Source organism: Pseudomonas sp. LS1212, from assembly GCF_024741815.1.
Taxonomy (GTDB): Bacteria; Pseudomonadota; Gammaproteobacteria; order Pseudomonadales; family Pseudomonadaceae; genus Aquipseudomonas.
This window is the reverse complement of the sequence record NZ_CP102951.1, coordinates 4,576,665-4,594,316: the sequence shown is the minus strand read 5'-3', so window position 1 is coordinate 4,594,316 and position 17,652 is coordinate 4,576,665. Positions and strand designations below refer to the sequence as shown.

The 17,652-nt window shown below is 60.8% G+C and carries 14 protein-coding genes; 11 read left to right on the top strand and 3 right to left on the bottom strand.

The window, feature by feature from the left end; all coding sequences use genetic code 11:
* The first annotated feature begins 424 nt into the window (after window positions 1-424).
* From ltrA to pdxJ, 8 genes are all read left to right on the top strand, one after another.
* The gene (gene ltrA / locus NVV94_RS21355; protein WP_258444342.1) at window positions 425-1,741 is read left to right on the top strand and encodes a group II intron reverse transcriptase/maturase; all 1,317 of its coding nucleotides are present in this window, start codon (window positions 425-427) and stop codon (window positions 1,739-1,741) included.
* A gap of 322 nt (window positions 1,742-2,063) precedes the next feature.
* Window positions 2,064-3,863 carry a translation elongation factor 4 gene (lepA, locus tag NVV94_RS21350; RefSeq protein WP_258444341.1) on the top strand — a complete coding sequence of 600 codons (1,800 nt, stop codon included), beginning with the start codon at window positions 2,064-2,066 and terminating at the stop codon, window positions 3,861-3,863.
* 5 nt (window positions 3,864-3,868) lie between these two features.
* Window positions 3,869-4,723, top strand: a complete 855-nt coding sequence (gene lepB / locus NVV94_RS21345; RefSeq protein WP_258444340.1) for a signal peptidase I — start codon at window positions 3,869-3,871, stop codon at window positions 4,721-4,723.
* 136 nt (window positions 4,724-4,859) lie between these two features.
* Window positions 4,860-4,991: a hypothetical protein gene (locus tag NVV94_RS21340; RefSeq protein WP_258444339.1), complete on the top strand. Its 132-nt coding sequence runs from the start codon at window positions 4,860-4,862 to the stop codon at window positions 4,989-4,991.
* Window positions 4,988-5,677 (top strand): ribonuclease III, encoded by a 690-nt coding sequence (gene rnc / locus NVV94_RS21335; protein ID WP_258444338.1) that lies wholly within the window; start codon window positions 4,988-4,990, stop codon window positions 5,675-5,677. Before NVV94_RS21340 ends, rnc begins: the two co-directional genes overlap by 4 nt.
* Complete coding sequence (era, locus tag NVV94_RS21330; protein WP_258444337.1) at window positions 5,670-6,572, top strand: GTPase Era; 903 nt, start codon at window positions 5,670-5,672, stop codon at window positions 6,570-6,572. Before rnc ends, era begins: the two co-directional genes overlap by 8 nt.
* Before the next feature lie 75 nt (window positions 6,573-6,647).
* The gene (gene recO / locus NVV94_RS21325; protein ID WP_258444336.1) at window positions 6,648-7,331 is read left to right on the top strand and encodes a DNA repair protein RecO; all 684 of its coding nucleotides are present in this window, start codon (window positions 6,648-6,650) and stop codon (window positions 7,329-7,331) included.
* 42 nt (window positions 7,332-7,373) lie between these two features.
* The gene (pdxJ, locus tag NVV94_RS21320) at window positions 7,374-8,117 is read left to right on the top strand and encodes a pyridoxine 5'-phosphate synthase (RefSeq protein ID WP_258444335.1); all 744 of its coding nucleotides are present in this window, start codon (window positions 7,374-7,376) and stop codon (window positions 8,115-8,117) included.
* Between the two features lie 77 nt (window positions 8,118-8,194).
* Here pdxJ and nadE read toward each other — a convergent pair whose 3' ends face one another.
* The 3 genes from nadE to NVV94_RS21305 all read right to left on the bottom strand — a co-directional run bounded on the left by nadE (window position 8,195) and on the right by NVV94_RS21305 (window position 11,198).
* On the bottom strand, window positions 8,195-9,022 hold the full coding sequence (gene nadE / locus NVV94_RS21315) for an ammonia-dependent NAD(+) synthetase (protein WP_258444334.1): 828 nt from the start codon (window positions 9,020-9,022) through the stop codon (window positions 8,195-8,197).
* A 71-nt stretch (window positions 9,023-9,093) separates the two neighbouring features.
* Window positions 9,094-10,527 carry a heavy metal sensor histidine kinase gene (locus NVV94_RS21310; RefSeq protein ID WP_258444333.1) on the bottom strand — a complete coding sequence of 478 codons (1,434 nt, stop codon included), beginning with the start codon at window positions 10,525-10,527 and terminating at the stop codon, window positions 9,094-9,096.
* On the bottom strand, window positions 10,524-11,198 hold the full coding sequence (locus NVV94_RS21305) for a heavy metal response regulator transcription factor (protein ID WP_258444332.1): 675 nt from the start codon (window positions 11,196-11,198) through the stop codon (window positions 10,524-10,526). The genes NVV94_RS21310 and NVV94_RS21305 overlap by 4 nt, the downstream gene beginning before the upstream one ends.
* Window positions 11,199-11,737: 539 nt before the next feature.
* Between NVV94_RS21305 and NVV94_RS21300 the strand changes: the two genes are divergently transcribed.
* The 3 genes from NVV94_RS21300 to NVV94_RS21290 all read left to right on the top strand — a co-directional run bounded on the left by NVV94_RS21300 (window position 11,738) and on the right by NVV94_RS21290 (window position 17,572).
* Window positions 11,738-12,946: a TolC family protein gene (locus NVV94_RS21300; RefSeq protein WP_258444331.1), complete on the top strand. Its 1,209-nt coding sequence runs from the start codon at window positions 11,738-11,740 to the stop codon at window positions 12,944-12,946.
* 248 nt (window positions 12,947-13,194) lie between these two features.
* Window positions 13,195-14,397, top strand: coding sequence for an efflux RND transporter periplasmic adaptor subunit (locus tag NVV94_RS21295; protein WP_258444330.1), 1,203 nt, complete (start codon window positions 13,195-13,197; stop codon window positions 14,395-14,397).
* A gap of 25 nt (window positions 14,398-14,422) precedes the next feature.
* Window positions 14,423-17,572, top strand: a complete 3,150-nt coding sequence (locus tag NVV94_RS21290; RefSeq protein WP_258444329.1) for a CusA/CzcA family heavy metal efflux RND transporter — start codon at window positions 14,423-14,425, stop codon at window positions 17,570-17,572.
* Window positions 17,573-17,652: the final 80 nt, after the last annotated feature.

The window sequence follows — 17,652 nt, the reverse complement described above, 5'->3', positions numbered from 1 at the left end:
GCGCCCAGCATGGGCGCAATCTTGTGGGTGAAAGTCCCGCCGTGAGCTGACCACAGCGAACGAAGTGAAGCGCAACTGCATGAGGGTGACCGAGTGTGGGGAGGAAGCGTGAATCGAAGCCATGAGCCGATGTACAAGAACCGGATAAAAGGCGAAGCCGATCAGGGTGAGCGGGCACAAAACCGCGAAGCTCTTGTGGTCAAAGATCAGGCAGCGTAAATCCGGCGGTTGTGTGGTGAAGGATTGCGTTCTTACCTGGGGAGATCTCGCCTCATGCCTGAAAGGGCGACGGCGCGAGCCGGAGCGAGAAGTCAGCAGAGGCCGTAGTAGTCTTTTTTTTGACGAAGGGCTGAACGAGAGAAAGCGTTATAGGTCATGTTGATGCGAAAGACCGGAAGTCAGATGCCTGCCAAACGCGGGGCGGATGGAGATAACGAGCGGTGAAGTCGTGAGAAGTCCCGTCAGCGACGAGGTCAATTGCCCGCAAGATGAATCCGACTACGCAGGGCAAGGGCTGCTGGAACGCGCCTTTGCGAGAGAAAACCTGAAACGGGCGTGGAAACGGGTCAAGGCCAATAAAGGTGCAGCAGGGGTCGACGGTCTGGATATAGATCAGACGGCCGAACATCTGCTGAGCCAATGGGTTGTGATTCGTGAACAGCTTGTGTCCGGTGTCTATCGGCCTAGTCCGGTACGACGTGTGGCCATCCCCAAGCCCGACGGCGGTCAGCGCGAGCTGGGTATTCCGACGGTCACCGACCGTCTGATCCAACAAGCGTTGCTGCAAATTTTGCAGCCGCTACTCGATCCCACTTTCAGTGAGCACAGCTACGGCTTCCGTCCGGGGCGTTGTGCACAGGGGGCCGTCTTGGCGGCTCAGTGCTACGTGTCCTCGGGTCGAAAAGTGGTGGTGGATGTGGATCTGGAGAAATTCTTCGACCGGGTCGATCACGACATTCTGATGGATCGTCTACGTAAACGGATTTCGGATCGGGCGGTTATCCGGCTGATTCGGGCGTATCTGGGTGCGGGAACGCTGATTAATGGCGTGCTCGAAAACAGTCTTTGCGGGGCGCCGCAAGGCGGCCCGCTGTCGCCGTTGCTGGCGAATGTGCTGCTGGATGAAGTGGATCGGGAGCTTGAACGCCGAGGTCATTGCTTCGTGCGCTATGCCGACGATGCGAATGTCTATGTTCGCAGTCAGAAGGCGGGGCACCGGGTAATGGCTTTGCTGAGGCGTCTGTATGAAAAGCTGCACTTGAGTGTCAACGAGAGCAAAAGTGCAGTGACGAGTGCGTTTGGTCGCAAGTTTCTAGGCTATGAGTTGTGGATAGCCCGAGGCGAAGTCAAACGTGCTTCATCCTACAAAGCGCAGAAGCAGTTCAAGCAGCGGATACGCTGGTACACCCGGCGCTCATGCGGTCGTAGCCTGCAACAGATCGTCGATGATCTGCGACCTTACATTCTGGGGTGGAAAACTTACTTCGGCTTGTCGCAAACCCCAGCCGTCTGGCGTGAGCTGGACGAATGGATACGACACCGGCTGCGAGCGATCCAGCTCAAGCAGTGGAAGCGGGGAACGACGACCTATCGGGAGCTGCGAGCGCTTGGCGCGACCCGGCAAGTGGCGCAAAAAGTGGCTGGAAACACCTGTCGCTGGTGGCGTAACAGTCGTTTGGAGCTGAATCGCGTGCTTAATATTGCGTGGTTCGACAGGCTGGGATTAGTGCGCCTCTCATAACCTCAATCTCTCGAACCGCCCGGTGCGGACCCGCATGCCGGGTGGTGTGGCAGGGGAGCGGCCTGTGAAGGCCGTCCCCTATGCCGATGTCTGAAAGTGCTGCGACCGCTTCGCGCTCGAGCGCAGCCTGCGGCAGCGGCTACACCTGCCGAGTCGAGCCGGAACCTGTAGCCGCTGCCGCCAGGCTGCGCTCGAGCGCGAAGCGGTCGCCGTTTGATCGAAGGAAATAGTTGCACGCGTGACGGGTATGGCGTCTTTCAGGTACAATTCCCGGCTATTTTTCGGTGGGCGTCCGTCCCGCAGCCTTTTTGAGTGTTGACCCGTGAGTGATTTGAGTCATATCCGCAATTTCTCCATCATCGCCCACATTGACCATGGCAAGTCGACGCTGGCCGACCGATTCATCCAGATGTGCGGCGGCCTGGCCGAGCGCGAAATGGAAGCCCAGGTCCTGGACTCCATGGACCTCGAGCGCGAGCGCGGGATCACCATCAAGGCCCACAGCGTCACCCTGTATTACAAGGCCAAGGACGGAATCAACTACCAACTGAACTTCATTGACACCCCGGGCCACGTCGACTTCACCTATGAAGTCAGCCGGTCACTGGCGGCCTGTGAAGGTGCGTTGCTGGTGGTCGATGCCGGCCAGGGCGTAGAAGCCCAGTCCGTAGCCAACTGCTATACCGCCATCGAGCAGGGCCTTGAGGTCATGCCGGTGCTGAACAAGATCGACCTGCCCCAGGCCGATCCGGACCGCGTCAAGGAAGAAATCGAGAAAATCATCGGCATCGACGCCACCGATGCGGTGACCTGCAGTGCCAAAACGGGCCTTGGCGTCGATGAAGTGCTCGAGCGCCTGGTTCATACCATCCCTGCGCCGACCGGCAACATCGAAGATCCGCTGCAAGCGTTGATCATCGACTCCTGGTTCGACAACTACCTGGGCGTAGTCTCCCTGGTGCGCGTGCGTCATGGCCGCGTGAAAAAGGGCGACAAGATCCTGGTCAAATCCACCGGCAAGGTGCATCTGGTCGACAGCGTGGGTGTATTCACCCCCAAGCATACCCAGACCGTTGATCTGAAAGCCGGTGAAGTAGGCTTCATCATTGCCAGTATCAAGGACATTCACGGTGCACCGGTGGGTGACACCCTGACCTTGAGCAGCACCCCCGACGTCGATGTACTGCCCGGCTTCAAACGCGTACAGCCGCAGGTTTATGCCGGCCTGTTCCCGGTCAGCTCCGACGACTTCGAAGACTTCCGCGAAGCCCTGCAAAAGCTGACCCTGAACGACTCGTCGCTGCAGTACTCGCCCGAAAGCTCCGACGCACTGGGCTTCGGTTTCCGTTGCGGCTTCCTCGGCATGCTCCACATGGAGATCATCCAGGAACGTCTGGAACGCGAATACGACCTGGACCTGATCACCACCGCGCCTAGCGTTATCTTCGAAGTCCAATTGAAGAACGGTGAGACGATCTACGTCGATAACCCATCTAAATTGCCGGATGTTTCCGCGGTCGAGGATTTCCGCGAGCCGATCGTGGCCGCGACGATTCTCGTGCCGCAAGAGCACCTGGGCAACGTCATCACCCTGTGCATCGAAAAGCGTGGCGTACAGCGCGACATGCAGTTCCTCGGTTCCCAGGTGCAAGTCCGTTACGACCTGCCGATGAACGAGGTGGTACTGGACTTCTTCGATCGCCTGAAATCCACCAGCCGCGGTTACGCATCGCTGGATTACCATTTCGATCGCTACCAGTCGGCCAACCTGGTCAAGCTGGATGTACTGATCAACGGTGACAAGGTCGATGCCCTGGCGCTGATCGTGCACAAGGACAACGCGCACTACAAGGGTCGCGCGCTGACCGAGAAGATGAAGGAGCTGATCCCGCGGCAGATGTTCGACGTGGCAATCCAGGCCGCCATTGGCGGGCAGATCGTGGCGCGAACCACTGTCAAGGCACTCAGAAAGAACGTACTGGCCAAATGCTACGGCGGTGACGTCAGCCGTAAGCGCAAGCTTTTGGAAAAGCAGAAGGCCGGTAAGAAACGCATGAAGCAGGTGGGCAACGTGGAAATTCCACAAGAAGCTTTCCTTGCCGTGCTCAGGTTGGATAGTTAGGTCCTATGTCTCTAAATTTCCCGCTGTTGTTAGTCATCGCTGTTGCCGTCTGCGGTTTGCTGGCCTTGATCGACCTGCTGTTTCTGGCACCTCGTCGGCGCACGGCCATTGCCAACTACCAGGGCAGCGTCAGCCAGCCCGAGATTGCGGTCGTCGAGCGCTTGAACAAGGAGCCGTTGCTGGTCGAGTACGGCAAATCGTTCTTCCCGGTGCTGTTCATCGTCCTGGTGCTGCGTTCTTTCCTGGTCGAACCCTTCCAGATCCCCTCGGGGTCGATGAAGCCGACCCTGGACGTGGGCGATTTCATCCTGGTGAACAAGTTCTCCTACGGTATCCGTCTGCCGGTGGTCGACAAAAAGGTCATCGAAGTCGGTGAACCGCAGCGTGGCGATGTGATGGTGTTCCGCTACCCCAGCGACCCGAACGTGAACTACATCAAGCGCGTCGTCGGCTTGCCGGGTGACCTGGTGCGTTACACCAACGACAAGCGTCTGTTCGTCAATGGCCAGCCGGTTGCCGAGCAGCTGGTCGGCAGCGAGCCGGGCACCCTGGGCAGCGCCGAGCTGTACCAGGAGAAGCTGGGCGTGGCCGAGCACTTGATCCGCAAGGAAATGAGCCGCTACCGCATGCCGCCCGATCAGCAATGGGTAGTGCCGACCGGGCATTACTTCATGATGGGTGACAATCGCGACAACTCCAACGACAGCCGTTTCTGGGACGACCCGAAGATTCCAAAGGATCTGCTGGGCATGGTTCCGGACCAGAACATCGTCGGTAAGGCCTTCGCTGTCTGGATGAGCTGGCCGGAGCCGAAACTGAGCCACTTCCCGAACTTCTCGCGGGTGGGCCTGATCAAGTAAGTCAACAACGGCGCTGTCCTGGGACAGCGCCGAATGCTTTTCTGGCATAGGCTGTGTTGATGAGGTCAATCGATCTTGGCGACGCCACAGTCTGTGCCGAATGGGCACCTAGCCCAACAGCCTGCAGGATCCGGATTTGAACAAAGCGTTAAGCGTGACGGTGGCGGGGACTGCGGTCCCGGCCTCCTTGAAAGAAGACAAGTGTGAGCCCCGGTTCATTGGCCCGGTGGTGAAATTCGACCACGAAATGCGCGTGGGTACATTGTGAGCGTTTCCTTGAGCCGTCTCGAGCGTCAGCTCGGCTATACCTTCAAGGATCAGGAACTGATGGTCCTGGCCCTGACTCACCGCAGCTTCGCCGGCCGCAATAACGAGCGGCTGGAGTTTCTCGGTGATGCCATCCTCAACTTCGTTGCCGGCGAGGCGCTGTTCGAGCGCTTCCCTCAGGCACGCGAAGGCCAGCTGTCGCGCTTGCGTGCACGGTTGGTGAAAGGCGAAACCCTGGCCCTGCTGGCCCGTGGTTTCGACCTGGGTGAATACCTGCGCCTGGGCTCCGGCGAATTGAAGAGCGGTGGTTTCCGCCGCGAATCGATTCTGGCCGACGCCCTGGAAGCCTTGATTGGCGCCATCTATCTGGATTCGGGCATGGAGACGGCGCGCGATCGCGTGCTGTCCTGGCTGGCCAACGAGTTCGAGAGCCTGACGCTGGTCGACACCAACAAGGATCCCAAGACCCGCCTGCAAGAATTCCTGCAGTCGCGGGCCTGCGATTTGCCCCGCTACGAAGTGGTGGATATTCAGGGTGAGCCCCATTGCCGGACGTTTTTCGTCGAATGTGAAATCACCCTGTTGAACGAAAAAAGCCGAGGTCAGGGCGTGAGCCGCCGTATCGCCGAACAGGTGGCGGCCGCAGCAGCACTGATAGCCTTGGGCGTGGAGAATGGCAATGACTGATACAAACGTAACCCGCTGCGGCTATGTCGCCATCGTCGGCCGTCCCAATGTGGGCAAGTCCACCCTGCTGAACCATATTCTCGGGCAGAAGCTGGCGATCACCTCGCGCAAGCCCCAGACCACCCGGCACAACATGCTCGGGATCAAGACCGAGGGCGATATCCAGGCGATCTACGTCGATACCCCCGGCATGCACAAAAGCAACGAGAAAGCTCTCAATCGCTACATGAACAAGACCGCTTCGGCGGCGTTGAAAGACGTCGACGTGGTGATCTTCGTCGTGGACCGCACCCGCTGGACCGAAGAAGACCAGCTCGTGCTCGACCGCGTGCAGTACGTCCAGGGCCCGCTGATCCTGGCGATCAACAAGACCGATCGCATCGAGGACAAGGCTGACCTGATGCCGCATCTGGAATGGTTGCAGAAGCAGCTGCCAAACGCGGAAATCGTGCCGATTTCGGCGCAGCAGGGGCACAACCTCGATTCGCTGGAAGGTCTGATCGCCCGGCACCTGCCGGAAAACGATCACTTCTTCCCGGAAGACCAGATCACCGACCGCAGCAGCCGCTTCCTCGCCGCCGAGTTGATCCGCGAGAAAATCATGCGCCAACTGGGTGCGGAGTTGCCTTACCAGATCACCGTCGAGATCGAAGAATTCAAGCAGCAGGGCAAGACCCTGCACATCCACGGCCTGATCCTGGTCGAGCGTGATGGCCAGAAGAAGATCATCATTGGCGACAAGGGCGAGCGGATCAAGCGCATCGGTACCGAAGCGCGCAAGGACATGGAGCTGCTGTTCGACTCCAAGGTCATGCTCAACCTCTGGGTCAAGGTCAAGGGCGGCTGGTCCGATGACGAACGCGCCCTGCGTTCGCTGGGTTACGGCGACTTGTAATACCCGGCCCGCCCGGCGCATTGCACCGGGCGGGCAACCCTCCCTCCATCGCTGTCAGCGAGCCTATTGGATTCCATGAGTCAGCCTGTCGCTCAACCCGCTTACGTCTTGCACAGTCGGGCGTATCGCGAAAGCAGCGCACTGGTGGACTTCCTCACGCCCCAAGGGCGGCTGCGTGCGGTATTGCGCTCGGCACGGGGCAAGGCCGGTACCCTGGCACGGCCATTCGTGCCCTTGGAAGTCGAGTTTCGAGGCCGCGGCGAGTTGAAAAATGTCGGCCGCATGGAAAGCGCCGGGATCAGCCTCTGGCTCAATGGCGACGCCTTGTTCAGTGGCCTGTACCTCAATGAACTGCTGATTCGCCTGCTGCCCGCCGAAGATCCGCTTCCCGTTGTGTTCGACCACTATGCCGCGACCCTGCAGGCACTGGCCGCCGGGCGTGCGCTCGAACCCTTGCTGCGCTCGTTCGAATGGCGGCTGCTCGATGAACTGGGCTACGGTTTTGCCCTGGATGTGGATATCAACGGGGATCCGCTGGCGGTCGAGGGCTCGTATCGCTTGCAGGTGGATGCAGGCCTGGAACGCGTCTATCTGTTTCAGCCCGGATTGTTCAAGGGTGACGAGCTGCTGGCCATGGCCGAGGCCGACTGGACTGCGCCCGGTGCGCTGGCTGCAGCCAAGCGTCTGATGCGTCAGGCCCTGGCCGTGCACTTGGGCGGACGACCATTAGTCAGTCGGGAACTGTTTCGAAAGCCCTGAGCACATCGTATGCTGTAGCGCTCAATCTTCTGGAGAGTCTCCGTGACCACAAGTAACCGCATTCTTCTTGGCGTGAACATCGACCACGTGGCCACCCTGCGTCAGGCACGCGGCACGCGCTACCCTGACCCGGTCAAGGCCGCACTGGACGCCGAAGAGGCGGGTGCCGATGGTATTACCGTGCACCTGCGTGAAGACCGCCGGCATATCCAGGAGCGCGACGTCCTGGTGCTCAAGGACGTGCTGCAGACCCGCATGAACTTCGAGATGGGCGTCACCGAAGAAATGATGGTATTCGCCGAGCGCATACGCCCGGCGCATATCTGTCTGGTGCCGGAAACCCGTCAGGAGCTGACCACCGAAGGCGGCCTGGACGTGGCCGGCCAGGAAGCGCGGATCAAGGCAGCGGTAGAGCGCCTGTCGCGCCTGGGCTCGGAAGTCTCCCTGTTCATCGATGCCGACGAGCGTCAGATCGAAGCCTCGCGCCGGGTCGGTGCGCCGGCCATCGAACTGCATACCGGTCGTTATGCCGATGCGCAGACCCCCTCCGAAGTTGCCGAAGAGTTGCAGCGGGTCGCCGACGGGGTGGCGTTCGGGCTGGCCCAGGGCCTGATCGTCAACGCCGGTCACGGCCTGCACTACCACAACGTCGAAGCCGTGGCAGCGATCAAGGGCATCAACGAGTTGAACATCGGCCATGCGCTGGTGGCCCATGCGCTGTTTGTCGGCTTCAAGTCGGCTGTGTCGGAAATGAAAGCGCTGATCCTGGCCGCCAGTCGCGGTTGAGTTTCGAGGCCCGTGGCGGCAGCTGGCTGTAGCCGCTGCCGCCAGGCTGCGCCAGGGCGCACAGCGGCCTCAGGAGGTCACGGCACGAACGGCAATTGGCGCTTGTGCCGGGTGTTGTCGTAGGTGCGCACGATAATCTGATAGGCCTCGTCGCTGACCGTTTCGCCCTGCAGGAAGGCGTCGATCTGGGCGTACGTCACCCCATGGGATTCCTCGTCGGGCATGCCGGGGCGCAACTCCTCCAGGTCGGCGGTAGGGGTCTTGAGCACCAGGCTCTCGGGAGCTCCGAGAAAACGCGCGATCGCCCGCACCTGACCCTTGACCAGGCCGCTCAAAGGCGCCAGGTCGCAGGCACCATCACCGAACTTGGTGAAAAAGCCCATGACCGCTTCGGCGGCATGGTCGGTGCCGATTACCAGGCCATTATTGGCGTTGGCAATGGTGTACTGGGCAACCATGCGGATCCGCGCCTTGGTATTGCCGATCACAAAATCCCGTCGCTCTGGTGTCAGCCCGTGCAGGTGGGCGACTTGATCGCCCAGGCCAAGCACGCTGGCGGCAATGTTTACCGTATCTTCCACGTCAGCCTTGATAAAGGCCAGCGACGCGGCGGCATCCTGCTCGTCATGCTGGATGTTGTAGGGCAGGCGTACGGCGATGAAACGGTAGTTGGCGTCACCGGTTTCTTCGCGCAGTTCCTCGACCGTCAACTGTGCCAGGCGGCCAGCGGTCAGCGAGTCGACGCCGCCACTGATTCCCAGCACCAGCACTTTGCCCCCGGCATTGCGTAGGCACTGCTTGATGAAGGCCTTGCGGCGTTCGACTTCGGCCTTCAGCGCCGCATCGTCGGTGAAGGGTGGCACGACCTGCAGGGCCAGGGCGATTTCGGTTTGGCGATTGCTCATGTCTGGATCCTCAGGGTAGCGTCAGAGGTAAAAGTCGTGCTCAAGGCGGGCAACGATGCCCGTCTGTTTGGTCACCTTCCAGACAAAGTAGTCGAAAAAGTGGCTGGAAATTGAAGCGATGCACTCTTCGGGAAAAACAGCCGAAAGACCGTAAGGCCGTCCGGTACGCTGGTTACCTCTACGGTACCCTGATGCTGGTTCATGATCGAGCGCACGATCGCCAGGCCCAGGCCGGTCCCGCCTTCGAGCCGCGAGCGGCTGTTGTCGGCGCGGTAGAAACGCTCGAACAGATGCGGCAGGTGTTCGGCGGCGATACCCGGCCCGCCATTGCTCACCGCCACTGACAAACCCTCTGCATGCTGCTCGATATCCAGGCCGATCTGCGCTCCCGCGGGGCTGTGGCGTATGGCATTGGACAGCAGGTTGGATAACGCGCGCTGAATCATCAGTCGATCACCTGCCACCGTTGCCCGGCCGCTGATCTGCAAGCCGATCCGTTTCTCTTCGGCGGCGATGCTGAACAGCTCAGCAACGCGTTGCACTTCGTCTTCCAGCACAACCTGCTCAAAAGGCGCCAGGGCGGCCGGATGACTGACCTGAGCCAGGAACAGCATGTCGGAAATGATCCGCGTGACCCGATTGAGTTCTTCGATACTGCACTCCAGCACGGCCTTGTACTGCTCCGCTGGCCGCTCCTTGGCCAGGGTGACCTGGGCTTTGCCCATCAGGTTGCTGATGGGCGTGCGCAGTTCGTGCGCCAGGTCATCGGAAAACTGCGAGAGTTGCTGCACGCCGTTGTCCAGGCGGTTGAGCATGTAATTGATGCCGTGGGCCAGCTCGCTCAGCTCCTGGGGCAGTTTATCCACCGAAAGTCGATGTGACAGGTCCTGGGCCGATACTTTGGCCGCAACCCGGCGAAATTGTCGCAGCGGCAACAGCCCACGCTGCACCAGCCACCAGGCAGCGACGCCGATCAAGAGCAACAACAGCGGCAAGGCGATAACCGTCGAGCGCAGATAGGCACCGAGCAGCTGTTCATCGTCGGCGCGGTTGACCGTCAGCAATACCCGCACCGGTTCGCGACCTTGCAGGCGCATCAACTGCGAAGCGGTCAGCAACCGCTGGCCGTCGCTGTCGGTCCAGCTTCGATAGCTCAGATGCTCGTGTGGCTCCAGTTGCGCCAGGTGACGATTATCAACGCCTGCCCCCAGCGACACTAGCGCCGGCTGTTCCTGGCGCGGACCAAAAATGGTCAGGTTCAGGTTGTCATGCCCCATGACCACATCGAGCAGGGCATGGGGGCGCAAGGACAGGTCATTGGCCTTCAGCTCCACGCTGAGGTTGTGCTGCAACTGCTGCATCTTCTTTTCCAGATCACGTTCTACCCGGGTGTTCAGCTCGTGATCGAGGGCCAGCACGGCCAGGGTCGCCAGCAGCACCACCAGGCCAGCACCCATGAGGCTGACAGTCAGTCCGAGCCGCAGCGAAAGACGGGTGGCTTTCATTCGCGTGACTCCAGCACATAGCCGACGCCGCGCAGGGTGTGGATCAACTTATTGTCGAAGGGGTCGTCGATCTTTGCACGTAGTCTGCGGATCGACACTTCAACCACGTTGGTATCGCAATCGAAGTTCATGTCCCAGACCAGAGAAATGATCTGGGTGCGTGACAGCACCTCGCCGCTCTGGCGCATCAACAGGTGCAGCAGCGCGAATTCCTTTGCCGTCAGGTCGATGCGCTGGTTGCCACGGTAGGCGCGGTGGCGACCTCGGTCCAGTTCCAGGTCGGCGACCTTGAGGGTTTGGGGCGCAATGTTCTGGTCGCTGCGGCGCAACAGGGTGCGCACCCGGGCCAGCAGTTCGGGAAACTCGAAAGGTTTGACCAGGTAATCGTCGGCCCCCAGGTCCAGCCCCTTGACCTTGTCGGCCAGACGGCCGCGAGCGGTGAGCATCATAATGCGGGTATTGCCATGGCTCCGTAGCCGTTCCAGTACCCCCCAGCCATCGAGCTGCGGGAGGTTGACGTCGAGAACCACCAGGTCGTAGGCCTGTTGCTGGGCCAGGTGCAGGCCATCGGCGCCATTATTGGCGCTGTCGACTATATAACCGTTTTCAGTCAGGCCTTGATGCAGGTATTCGGCCGTTTTGGTTTCATCCTCGATTATCAGGATTCGCATGGGGCAGGCACTCTATGAAGTCAGTGTTGATGGGTGAGTTTGGTTCAGAAAACATAGAGTTTTTATTGTGAGTTTTCTTTTTGGTTAAAAGTAAGTAGTGGTGAGGTAGGCGCATTAACACCAAATTAATGAGTGTTTTGATTTTTTATTATCAACCCTGAAGTGGCTTCAGGGTCAACCTGTAATTCTTTGCCGGGCCTGGGCTGTAGCGCGCCAGCATCTCCCGAATTTGTTGCACGTCGTAACAAGTGGCCAAGGTATGGGTGATGTGAAATGTAATAGCCATACTAGTTCATTACTTGGGTGGAAATGCTGAGATGACGTATTTGTAATGTTCCGGTCACCTTGCTGATAAAGCTCGGAAACTACATTGCTCCCTCACAGAAGTTACTGTTGTCTTGTTTCGTCATTCATACGCAGTCGGTGATAGATGAAGGCGTAGGGCAATCGTGTGGAGGAGTGTGCAAGTGCAGTGGAACAGCGAACTTTATCGACCGAGAACCAGGGGGGGCGCCAGGCAGCGATTGGGGCTTTGCGTTGTGATCGTGGCCCTGGCAGTGAGCTGGAGTGCGCGCCTTCCGGCCGCGTCAGGCCCGACGCTCACCCTTGAGGAGGCCCTGCAGACGGCATTGGCCAATAACCCCGAGCTGGCCGCGGCGCAGTGGGGCATTGAAATTGCCCGGGGCGATCGACAGCAGGCCGGCCTGGTGCCCAATCCCGAATTGTCCTGGGAAGCGGAGGACACCCGGCGAAACTCGCGAACCACCACCTTGAGCATTAGTCAGGCAGTGGAATTGGGCGGCAAGCGTGGTGCTCGCGTTGAGTTGGCGCGGCGTGGCCAGGATGTCGCACAGGTGGAGTTGGAGCGCCAGCGCAATCTGTTGCGCGCCAATGTCATCGGCGCCTTCTCGGGCGCCGCGCGCGCGCAAGAGCGCCAGCAGCTGGCCGAGCAGTCGCAGGCACTGGCCGAACGGGGCCTGAGCATTGCCCAAGGGCGGATCAGGGCCGGCAAAGCCTCGCCTGTCGAAGCCACTCGCGCTCAGGTGCAGTTGTCGGAAGTACGTCTGGAAGTGAGCCGCGCGCACACGCAGCGGGCCAATGCCTATCAACAATTGGCCGAGGTTACCGGTGCGCCGTTCGCGCAGTTCAGTCGGGTCGAGTCGGGTATTGCCGTTCCCGAGAGAGTTCCCGAGGCCGCGCGCTTGCTTGGGCGTATAGGCGATACCGCCGACCTGCGTCTGGCGCAATTGCAGGTCGATCAGCGCGAGGCTTCGCTGGGGCTTGAGAGAAGCCAGCGGATCCCCGACCTGAGGGTGAGCCTGGGCAGCCAATACAGCGAAACTGATCGTGAGCGGGTCAATGTGGTGGGGCTGTCGATGCCTGTCCCACTGTTCAATCGCAACCAGGGCAACATCCTGGCGGCTGCGCGTCGCGCCGACCAGGCCCGCGATCTGCGCAATGCCGCCGAGTTGCGCTTGCGCACGGACGTGCGTCAGGCGCTGGACCAGTGGAATACGGCGCAGAACGAGGTGACGTCGTTCAATCAGATCATCCTGCCCGCCGCGCAGAATGCGGTGGATGTCGCGACCCGGGGTTTCGAAATGGGCAAGTTCGGTTTCCTCGATGTGCTCGATGCACAACGGACCCTGATCAATGCCCGTACTCAATACCTCCAGGCGGCTGCGCAGGTGACCGACGCCTGGGTGCAGATCGAGCGGGCGTTCGGCGATCTCTCCAACACGCAGTGATCACCTCCTGTCTGCCCAGGAATGCAGAAATTCAAGCGGCTAGTGCTTTGCCTTTTCTGTGCCAGTGCCCTGCTGCTCGGTGACAACCCGCTGGACCTTATGAACTTCCAGGTCCAGGAGCCTCGGCACTGGTGCATTCATGAATTCCTTCGCGCGTTTGGCGCGCTCTTTCTATCGAATCCAACGGGCCTGCCGTGAGGGTCGCTTACGTGCTGTCGCGGTTGGGTCGGATGCTCTCAGGAGTTTACATGGACAAGAAATACATCATGGTCGGTCTCTTGGCCCTGGCGGTCGGGCTAGGGGGCGGGGCCTGGGTGCAACGCGAGCTCGGCAGCACCCCCACAGCGACCCGGAGCGGGCATGAAGAGGCCGACGAACATGGCGAAGACGGGCATGCCCAGGCTGCGCAGCCGCAAGGCGAGGCCGACCGGTTGGTGCTCAGTGCCGAGCAGATCCAGGCGGCCGGGATCGAAGTGGCCCAGGCCCGTCCGCGGCAACTGAGCAATACGCTTTCGCTGCTTGGGGAAATCCGCTTCGACGAAGACCGGACAGCCCACGTGGTGCCCAGGGCTGCGGGTGTGGTCGAGTCGGTCCAGGTCAGTCTCGGCCAAGCGGTGAAGCAGGGGGACCTGCTGGCTGTCATCGCCAGTCAGCAGATTTCCGATCAACGCAGTGAGCTGGCGGCGAGCCAGCGTCGGGTCGAGCTGGCACGCACCACCTATGAGCGTGAACGACAGCTATGGCAGGAAAAAATCTCTGCCGAGCAAGACTTTCTGCAGGCACGGCAGGCCCTGCAGGAAGCCGAGATTGCCGTGAACAATGCCCGCCAGAAGATGAGCGCGATCAGTGGCAGCAGCGTATTGGCCGGGGGTAACCGCTATGAGTTGCGCGCCCCCTTCGACGGCGTGGTGGTGGAGAAGCATCTGGTGCCCGGCGAGGTGGTCAGCGAGGCCAGCAATGCCTTCACCCTGTCGGACCTGTCACGGGTCTGGGCCACCTTCGGCGTTGCCCCCAAGGACCTGGGCAAGGTTCAGGTTGGCGAACCGGTAACGATCAGTGCAATCGAACTCGGCGAGCAGGTGACCGGCACGGTGAGCTATGTCGGCAGCCTGCTTGGCGAGCAGACCCGCACCGCAACCGTGCGGGTGACCCTGGACAACCCTCGTGGCGTCTGGAGGCCGGGGCTGTTCGTCTCGGTGCTGTTGCCGACCGACACACGCCCGGCCCTGGTCGCGGTGCCCGAACAAGCCATCCAGGTCCTGGAAGACAGGCCTTCGGTGTTTATCCGGCTTGCCGAGGGATTTCTCGCCCAACCAGTGGTACTGGGCGCCAGCGAAGCCGGGCATGTCGAGATCAAGCAGGGCCTGCAGGCAGGCCAGTGGGTCGCGACCGTCGGCAGTTTCGTTCTCAAGTCGGAGTTGGGCAAGGCCTCGGCCGAGCACGCCCACTGATTCTCACCCGTGCGAGTAGTCCCTCATGTTTGAACGCATCATTCAGTTCGCGATAGAGCAGCGCATCATTGTGTTGCTCGCTGTCCTGCTCATGGCCGGGCTGGGCATCGCCAGCTACCAGAAGCTGCCGATCGACGCCGTGCCGGACATCACCAACGTCCAGGTGCAGATCAATACCACGGCGGCGGGATTCTCGCCGCTGGAAACCGAGCAGCGCATCACCTTCCCGATCGAGACAGCCATGGCCGGTTTGCCGGCCTTGCAGCAAACCCGCTCGCTGTCGCGTTCGGGGCTGTCCCAGGTGACGGTGATCTTCAAGGATGGCACCGACCTGTTCTTCGCCCGCCAGCTGGTCAACGAGCGCTTGCAGGTTGCACGCGAGCAATTGCCCGAAGGGGTTGAAGCGGTCATGGGGCCGATATCGACCGGGCTCGGCGAGATTTTCCTGTGGACGGTTGAAGCCAGGGAAGGCGCGTTGAAGGAAGACGGCAGCGCTTATACCCTGTCCGATCTGCGGGTGATCCAGGACTGGATCATCAAGCCGCAGTTGCGCAACGTACCGGGCGTAGCCGAGATCAACACCATCGGCGGTTTCGCCAAGGAGTACCAGATTGCCCCCGACCCCAGGCGGCTGGCCGCTTACAAGCTGACGCTGACCGACCTGGTCACGGCGCTCGAGCGCAACAATGCCAACGTCGGCGCCGGCTACATCGAGCGCAGCGGCGAGCAGTTGTTGATTCGCGCACCGGGTCAGGTCGCCAGCACCGACGATATTGCCAACATCGTCATGGCCAATATCGATGGCACGCCGATTCGCATCAGGAACGTGGCGGACGTCGGCCTGGGTCGGGAACTGCGTACCGGCGCCGCCACCGAGAACGGTCGTGAGGTGGTGCTGGGTACAGTGTTCATGCTGATCGGCGAGAACAGCCGGACAGTCTCCCAGGCTGTCGCGGCGAAACTGGCCGATATCAACCGCTCCCTGCCCAAGGGCGTGGTTGCGGTCACAGTGTACGACCGTACGACGCTGGTCGACAAAGCAATCGCCACGGTAAGGAACAACCTGGTCGAAGGCGCGATCCTGGTGATCGCGGTGCTCTTTTTGTTCCTGGGCAACATTCGCGCGGCGCTGATTACCGCGATGGTCATTCCACTGGCGATGCTGTTCGCCTTTACCGGCATGTTCGCCAACAAGGTCAGCGCCAACCTGATGAGCCTGGGCGCGCTGGACTTTGGCATCATCGTCGACGGTGCGGTGGTGATCGTCGAAAACGCCATCAGGCGCCTGGCCCATGCCCAGCAACAGCATGGCCGCACGCTGACGCGCTCCGAACGTATGCACGAAGTGTTCGCGGCGGCAAAGGAGGCGCGGCGGGCGCTGGTGTTCGGGCAGTTGATCATCATGGTGGTGTACCTGCCGATCTTCGCCCTGACCGGGGTGGAAGGCAAAATGTTCCATCCCATGGCTTTCACCGTCGTCATCGCCCTGTTCGGCGCCATGATTCTCTCGGTGACCTTCGTGCCGGCAGCGATCGCGCTGTTGGTCACCGGCAAGGTAAAGGAAGAGGATAACCTGCTGATGCGCAGCGCCCGGCGTGGCTACGAGCCGGTGCTCAAGTGGGTGATGGGCCATCGCCCGGCAGCTTTCTCTGTGGCAGTCACGGCCATCCTGCTTTCGGGGCTGGTGGCCAGCCGCATGGGCAGCGAGTTCGTTCCGAGCCTGAGTGAAGGCGATTTCGCCTTGCAGGCCCTGCGGGTGCCGGGAACCAGCCTGACGCAATCGGTGCAGATGCAGCAGCAGCTGGAAAAGGCCGTGATCGAACGGGTGCCGGAAGTCGAGCGAATATTTGCCCGCACCGGCACCGCCGAAATCGCTTCGGACCCGATGCCGCCGAACATTTCCGACAGCTATGTCATGCTCAAGCCCAAGGACCAGTGGCCGGATCCGAGCAAGCGTCGCGAGCAGCTGATCGAGGATATCCAGCGCGCCAGCGCGGTGGTGCCGGGGAGCAACCATGAACTTTCGCAGCCGATCCAGCTGCGCTTCAACGAACTGATTTCCGGGGTGCGCAGCGACGTTGCGGTCAAGGTTTTCGGTGATGACATGGACGTGCTCAACAAGACTGCCGGGCAAATTGCCGAGACCTTGCAGAAGGTCACGGGGGCCTCGGAGGTCAAGGTCGAACAGACCTCGGGCTTGCCGGTACTGACGATCAACATCGACCGCGACAAGGCCGCTCGCTATGGCCTCAACGTCGGCGACGTGCAGGACACCATTGCTGTGGCCGTCGGTGGTCGGCAGGCGGGCACGCTGTACGAGGGCGATCGGCGCTTCGAAATGGTCGTCAGGCTCTCGGACAAGCTGCGCACCGACATCCAGGGGCTCTCCCGTCTGCTGATTCCGGTGCCGGCCACAGTCGACAGCGCCGAGCAGATCGGTTTTATCGCCCTGGCGGATGTGGCCAGCCTCGATCTGGTGCTGGGTCCCAACCAGGTCAGCCGGGAGAACGGCAAGCGGCTGGTGGTGGTCAGCGCCAATGTGCGTGGCCGCGATATCGGTTCGTTCGTGCAGGAGGCGGGCGAGCAGATCGAGCGACAGGTGCAGATCCCGGCCGGTTACTGGACCACCTGGGGTGGTCAGTTCGAGCAACTGCAATCGGCGGCCAGGCGCCTGCAGATCGTGGTGCCGGTTGCCTTGCTGTTGGTGTTCGCCTTGCTGTTCATGATGTTCAACAACCTCAAGGATGGCCTGTTGGTGTTTACCGGCATTCCTTTTGCCCTGACCGGCGGGGTGTTTGCCTTGTGGCTGCGCGATATTCCCCTGTCGATTTCTGCCGGCGTCGGGTTCATCGCCCTGTCGGGCGTGGCAGTGCTCAACGGCCTGGTGATGATTGCCTTTATCCGTAACCTTCGCGAAGAGGGGCGCCCCCTGCGCCTGGCCATCGATGAAGGCGCCTTGACCCGGTTGCGTCCAGTATTGATGACCGCATTGGTGGCCTCATTGGGATTTGTTCCGATGGCCCTGGCAACCGGTACCGGGGCTGAAGTGCAGCGGCCTTTGGCGACGGTGGTGATCGGCGGAATTCTGTCTTCTACCGCGCTGACATTGTTGGTATTGCCGGCACTTTACTATTGGGCGCACCGAAAGGAAGAACAGGAGGAAATCATCAGGTGACAGAATTGTAATAGGGGAATCATCTTCAGGTTATCCGCGAGTTGCAAGGATAGGACATCGGTCGCCATGAACGGTCGATG